The 6,270-nt window shown below is 68.6% G+C and carries 6 protein-coding genes; all 6 read left to right on the top strand.

The features are described 5' to 3' along the window. Positions 1–488: 488 nt before the first annotated feature. Positions 489–944 (top strand): MarR family winged helix-turn-helix transcriptional regulator, encoded by a 456-nt coding sequence (locus AC1DJN_RS19865; RefSeq protein ID WP_025875653.1) that lies wholly within the window; start codon positions 489–491, stop codon positions 942–944. 107 nt (positions 945–1,051) lie between these two features. Next, on the top strand, positions 1,052–1,261 hold the full coding sequence (locus tag AC1DJN_RS19860; protein ID WP_025875651.1) for a DUF1656 domain-containing protein: 210 nt from the start codon (positions 1,052–1,054) through the stop codon (positions 1,259–1,261). Then, positions 1,258–2,175, top strand: coding sequence for an efflux RND transporter periplasmic adaptor subunit (locus tag AC1DJN_RS19855; RefSeq protein ID WP_025875649.1), 918 nt, complete (start codon positions 1,258–1,260; stop codon positions 2,173–2,175). The genes AC1DJN_RS19860 and AC1DJN_RS19855 overlap by 4 nt, the downstream gene beginning before the upstream one ends. Further along, positions 2,172–3,632 (top strand): efflux transporter outer membrane subunit, encoded by a 1,461-nt coding sequence (locus AC1DJN_RS19850; protein ID WP_032978539.1) that lies wholly within the window; start codon positions 2,172–2,174, stop codon positions 3,630–3,632. The genes AC1DJN_RS19855 and AC1DJN_RS19850 overlap by 4 nt, the downstream gene beginning before the upstream one ends. A gap of 3 nt (positions 3,633–3,635) precedes the next feature. Next, positions 3,636–5,675: an FUSC family protein gene (locus AC1DJN_RS19845; protein WP_099844471.1), complete on the top strand. Its 2,040-nt coding sequence runs from the start codon at positions 3,636–3,638 to the stop codon at positions 5,673–5,675. 94 nt (positions 5,676–5,769) lie between these two features. Next, complete coding sequence (locus AC1DJN_RS19840; RefSeq protein ID WP_032978532.1) at positions 5,770–6,168, top strand: hypothetical protein; 399 nt, start codon at positions 5,770–5,772, stop codon at positions 6,166–6,168. The last annotated feature ends 102 nt before the right edge of the window (positions 6,169–6,270 follow it).

Raw genomic sequence — 6,270 nt, 5'->3', positions numbered from 1 at the left:
CCCTGAACCCGTCCATGGGGGCTCGATGGCGCCATCCATGGCGCCAACGGTCCTGCGCAGCCCCCTCACCCCCTCCCCGACAGTTTCCTGCGGGCGCGGCCGGACCGCCCGAAAGCGGGGTCAAAAGCTGGGGGTTCATGGCTTCGGAGAGTGATCTGGTAGCGCCGGGCCATGCCCGGCGAGCGGAGCGGGTGCCACCAGGAGCCGCCGGGCATGGCCCGGCGCTACCGCTCTTGTTCTTGAAGAGCCAACCCTCCGCGCCCGCGGGATGTGGGGTGGGTGGCGGAGGGCCGGGYGGGGTAGGACCGTGAGGCGCATGGATGCGCCGATCGAGCTTACAGGGACGTACTTGCAGCGTGTCCTACCCCGCCCGGCCCTCCGCCACCCCAACCGATAGCCAGCAGGCGCAACGCTTTCCTCAATACACCCAACCCATTCAGCAAAGCCTATTGATAGGAATGAAATTAGTAGTATCCTATCTATTACTTATGGACCGACCCCTCGACGAGCGCACCGTGCTGCAGATGCAGCTCAGCTCCGGCCTGCTGTACGCAGGGCGGCAGTGGCAGCGCCTGGCCGACAGCCGGTTGGGCAGCTACGGCATCTCCACCGCCTGCACCATGCCCCTGCTGATGATCGGCCGCTCCGGCGGTGGCATCCGCCAGGTCGCGCTGGCGCAGCAGCTGGGCATGGAAGGCCCTTCCCTGGTGCGCCTGCTGGACAAGCTCTGCGCCAGTGGGCTGGTCCGCCGCGAATGCGATGCCAGCGACCGCCGCGCCAACCTGCTGTGGCTGACCGAGGAAGGCCAGGCGTTGGTGCGCGAACTGGAAGACCAGTTGATCGGCCTGCGCCAGGACGTGTTCGGCGAGCTTTCCATGGATGAACTGCATGCCGTGCTGAAGGCATGGCGCCTGCTGGCCGAGGCTGCCGACCGCATCACGTAAGCCCGTTGTCGGTGAATACCGCCGCTGCCGTGCATGCGCCAGCGGCTTTTGCCCGTTGCCGTTGTCCTGTTCCACCTCCCCTTCCCCTACCGTCCCCGCCCCTACCGATGCCCGGTGAATTCAGTCTCCACGGAGTGTTCGTCCCGACCCTGCTCGGGTTGATGGTGTTGGCCTACCTGGTCAACAGCGGCCTGCACGCGCTGCTGCAGCGTGCCGGTGCCTATCGCCACGTATGGCACCCGGCGCTGTTCAACCTGGCCTTGTACGGGATCGTGCTGGGCCTGCTGTTCCACCTCCTGCGTTGGATGCAATCGTGAACAAGATCGTGAAGAAGACTCTGCCGGTGCTGCTTACCTGCGCAGCCGTGATCGTCGCCCTGCTGGTGCTGCGCCAGCTGTGGGTCTACTACATGGATGAGCCGTGGACCCGCGACGCCCACGTCGGCGCCGACGTGGTGCAGGTCGCGCCGGATGTGTCCGGCCTGGTCGAAACGGTGCAGGTAGCCGACAACCAGGCAGTGAAAAAGGGCGACCTGCTGTTCGTGATCGATCGCGCGCGCTACCGCATCGCGCTGGAGCAGAGCCGCGCCAGCCTGGCCGAACGCCAGGCATCGGTCGCGCAGCTGCGCCGTGAGATAGGACGCGACCGCAGCCTGCAGGATCTGGTGGCCGCCGAGGACGCCGAAGTGCGCCGGGCCAAGCTGCAGGCCGCACAGGCCGCATTGGCCACCGCACAGGCCGCGGTCGACCTGGCCGAACTCAACCTGGCCCGCACCGAAGTGCGTGCACCGGCCAATGGCCGGGTCAACGACCGCACCATGCGCGTGGGCGACTACGTGGTGGCCGGCAAGCCGGTGCTGGCACTGCTGGATACCGGTTCGTTCCGCATCGATGGCTACTTCGAGGAAACCCGCCTGCGCGGCGTGGCCCCGGGGCAGCGCGTGGACATCCGCCTGATGGGCGAGGACACCCCTCTGCACGGCCATGTCGAAAGCATCGCCGCCGGCATCGAGGATCGCTACCGCAGCAATGGCAGCACCCTGCTGCCGAACGTGACCCCGGCCTTCGACTGGGTGCGGCTGGCGCAGCGCATCCCGGTGCGCATCGCCATCGACGAGGTGCCTGCCGGCGTGGAGCTGATCGCCGGGCGCACCGCCACGGTGACCGTGGATACCGGCCGCCACGTGCAGAACAAGAAGGCCGGCGCTGCGCCGACACAGGCGGGCCTGTGAACGCCGCCCTGCCCCGCCTTGGCCTGATCGTCGCGCTGGCCAGCCTGGCTGCGTGCAGAACCGTCGGCCCGGATTACGCATTGCCCGAGGGCTCGGCGTTCAAGCGGCCGCAGGCGAATGCCGCGTTCATCGATACCCACAACCCCGAAGTGGCTGCCAACCAGGCACTGCCGGCACGCTGGTGGTCGCTGTACAACGACCCGGTGCTGGATGGGCTGATCACCCAGGCGCTGCGCGACAACGTCGAACTGAAGGCTGCCGACGCGCATCTGCGCCGCGCTGCTGCGGTGTACGAGCAGGCGATGGACGCCGGTGGCTTCGAGTACGAGGCCGAAGCCGGCGTCAGCCGCGCACAGTTGTCGGCCGAGTCGTTCCTGCAGGAGCACGAGCTGCCGGTGATCAACCTGGCCGACGGCAAGTTCGCGGTGAGCTACCAGTTCGACCTGTTCGGCAAGCTCAAGCGCGGTGCCGAAGCAGCCCGCGCCGACGAACAGTCGGTGGCCGCTGCACGTGACCTGGCCCAGGTGAGCGTGGTGGCCGAGGTGGCCGACAGCTACCTGGAGATCTGCCACGCCAACCATGAGCTGCATGTCGCCGAGCATTCCCTGCAGCTGCAGCAGCGCAGCCGTTCGGTCACCCAGCGGTTGATCAGCGCAGGCCGCGGCACGCCGCCGGAACTGGCGCGCGCCAATGCCCAGGTCGCGCTGCTGGAAGCCGCATTGCCCCCGCTGCAGGCGCAGCGTTCGGCCGCCGCCTATTCGCTGGCGGCACTGCTTGGGCAGACCCCGGGCCAGCTGCCGGCCGGGGTGATCGACTGCGCGCACGCACCCACCCTTGCCCAGCCGCTGCCGGTCGGTGATGGCCGCGCGCTGCTGCAGCGCCGTCCCGACATCCGCCAGGCCGAACGCAAGCTGGCCTCGGCCACCGCACGGATTGGTGTCGCCACTGCCGAGCTGTACCCGGACATCCGCCTGGGCGCCTCGGTCGGCGCCGCCGGCCTGCTGGAAGACTTCGGCCAGCCGATGACCCAGCAGTGGTCGTTCGGCCCGCTGATCTCGTGGACGCTGCCGTCCTCGGGCACGCATGCACGCATCCACGCCGCCGAGGCTGGCGCCGATGCGGCGCTGGCCGAGTTCGACCATGCCGTGCTGCAGGCACTGCGCGAAACACAGACCGCACTGGACCGCTATGCGCAGGATCTGCGCCGCCTGCAGTCGTTGCGCGTGGCGCAGGAGCAGGCTGCGATGGCCGCAGAGCAGAACCGCCGGCTGTACCAGGGTGGCCGCACGCCGTACCTGTCCAGCCTGGATGCCGACCGCAGCCTGGCCAGCAGCGATGCCACCCTGGCCGCGGCCGAAGCCCAGGTCTCGCGCGACCAGATCCATCTGTTCCTGGTACTGGGCGGTGGCTGGCAGGACAGTGCCGCGTCTGCGTCTGCGCCGACGGCGGCGAGGTAAGCGATGAACGGGCTGACCGACCGCCAGGCCTGGCTGTTCTCGATCAAGACCTACCTGGCAGCGATCGTCGCGCTGTATATCGCCATGGCCGGCAACCTGTCGCGCCCGTACTGGGCGATGGGCACGGTGTACATCGTCAGCCAGCCGCTGCTGGGCCCGACCCGGGCCAAGGGCGTGTACCGCATCCTCGGCACCCTGGCCGCCGGCCTGGCCACCCTGCTGATGTTGCCCGCCCTGGTGGAAACACCGCTGGTGCTGAGCGCGGCGATGTCGATCTGGCTGGCCGGCTGCCTGTTCCTGGCCCTGCTCAACCGTGGCCCACGTGGCTACGCGTTCCTGCTTGCCGGCTATACCACTGCATTCATCGGTTTCCCGGCGGTGACCTCGCCGGAGACCATCTTCGACACCGTGGTGGCGCGTAGCGAGGAGATCATCCTCGGTACGGTGGTAGCGGTGCTGTTCGCCTCGCTGCTGTTCCCGGCCTCGGTGCGGCCGATGCTGGGCGCGCGCATCGGCAACTGGATGGAGGACGCAGCGCAGTGGTGCCGGCAGATCCTCGAGCGCGGCCGCGCGCATGCCCCACGCAACCGGCTGGCCGCCGACCTGGTGCAGTTCGAGGCACTGATCGAGTTCCTGCGCCGCGATGACCCACGCCATGCCGGCGCGGCCGTCTCGATGGAGCGCCTGCGCGAACGCATGCTGTTGCTGCTGCCGGTGCTGTCATCGATCGCCGACCGCCTGAGTGCGCTGCGCAGCGATGGACAGACCCTGCCCGAGGGCCTGCCGACGCTGGTCGATGACATCCACGACTGGATCGACACGCCGTCCAGTGCCAGCGACTACGCGCGCCTGCGCGCACGCATCAGTGCGCTGAAGCCACAGGTGGACCGCGATCTGCAGCACCTGCAGCTGGCCAGCCTGCTGCTGCGCCTGGAGGAGCTGGTGGACCTGTGGCAGGACTGCCGCACCCTGCAGCACGCGATCGACCAGGGCACCGCGCCGCTGGACCGTGCGCACTACCGCATCCGCACCGAACGCGCCGCCACCGACAAGCACGTCGACTACGGCATGGCACTGTTCTCCGCGCTCAGCGCCGGTGTGGCGCTGATGAGCTACTGCGTGCTGTGGATCGGCCTGGGCTGGGAGGGCGGTGGCAACGGCGCGATGATGGCCGCGGTGACCGCCGCGTTCTTCGCGGCACAGGACGACCCGGCGCCGAGCATGGTCTCGTTCCTGGTGTGGGCGATGGTGGCTTCGCTGGTCGCCGGCGTGTACCTGTTCGGCGTGTTCCCCGCCGTGCACGACTTCGGCCTGCTGGCGCTGGTGCTGGCAGTGGTGTTCCTGCCGTTGGGCCTGCTGCTGCACCACCCGAAGAGCGCGCTGTTCGCGCTGCCGCTGACGGTCAACCTGGCTGCGCTGCTCAGCCTGCAGAACACCTACAGTGCCAACGTGCAGACCTTCGCCAACTCGTCGATCGCGATGTTCATCGGCATTGGCTTTGCGGTGGTGATGACCCGGCTGTTCCGCTCGGTGGGTGCCGAATGGACCGCGCGCCGGCTGGTACGGCAGGGCTGGACCACGCTGGCCGAGGCGGCCGAAGGCCGTGGCCAGCAGGATCGCCAGCGCTTCGCCGCGCGCATGCTGGATCTGCTCGGCCTGCTGGCACCGCGCCTGGCGGCGACCCCGGAAGGCAGCGACATCGCCTCGGTGGACATGCTCAACGAGGCGCGCATCGGCCTGAACATCCTGCAGCTGCGCCGCGCCCGCCTGGAGCTGCCGGAGCGCAGCCGCGAGGCGGTCGAGCACATTCTGGAGGAAGTGGCCGTGCACTATCGCCGGCAGATCGCCGCGCGCAAGCCGATTGTGGCGGCCGAGGCGCTGCGCGAGCGGCTGGACACCTCGTTGGGCCGGGTCGGCAGTGTGGCCGCCTGCAAGGCACGCGACGAGGCGCTGATGGGCCTGGTCGGCCTGCGGTTTGCGCTGTTCCCGGAAGCGAAGGCGTTGGCGCCGGGATTGGCGGACGCCGCAGCGCCGTCCGTCTGATGCGATCCACCGGGCATGGCCCGGCGCTACCATCGTCATCCGGTAGCGCCGGGCCATGCCCGGCGTCCTTACGCCACGGCAACAGGACGGTTCAATGAGTTACGACATGATGGTGTTCGAGGCCAGCGTCGCCCCGCGTGAAGCGGCGGCGTTCATCGCCTGGTTCGAGAAGCAGGCGCAGTGGGGCGAGAGCCACGAGTACGACGACCCGGCGGTCAGCAGCCCGGCGCTGCAGGCATGGTTCGCGGAGATGGCGCAGGAGTTTCCGCCGATGAACGGCCCGCTGAGCAATGACGATGATGATCGCGCCGAGGTGACCGAGTACAGCATCGGCCGCCATGTGATCTATGGCGCGTTCGCGTACTCGGTGGCCGAGCGCGCGCATGGGCGGGTGCAGGACCTGGCCGAGAAGCACGGCGTGGGGTTCTTCGATGTCAGTGCGGATGAAGCGGCGATCGTGTATCCGGATGGGTTGGTGTTGATGCCGGAATAGATTTGGCGGCAGGGCTGCGCCCTGCACCCGCCGAATCAACGGCAACGGCAACGGCAACGTCAACATCAAATGCGTGCTCTCCGTGGGTTGGCGGGGTGGGTC

This window comes from Stenotrophomonas sp. 05L414_2, from assembly GCF_056397905.1.
The sequence above is the reverse complement of the archived record's forward strand: the minus strand, read 5'-3'. Positions and strand labels throughout refer to the sequence as shown.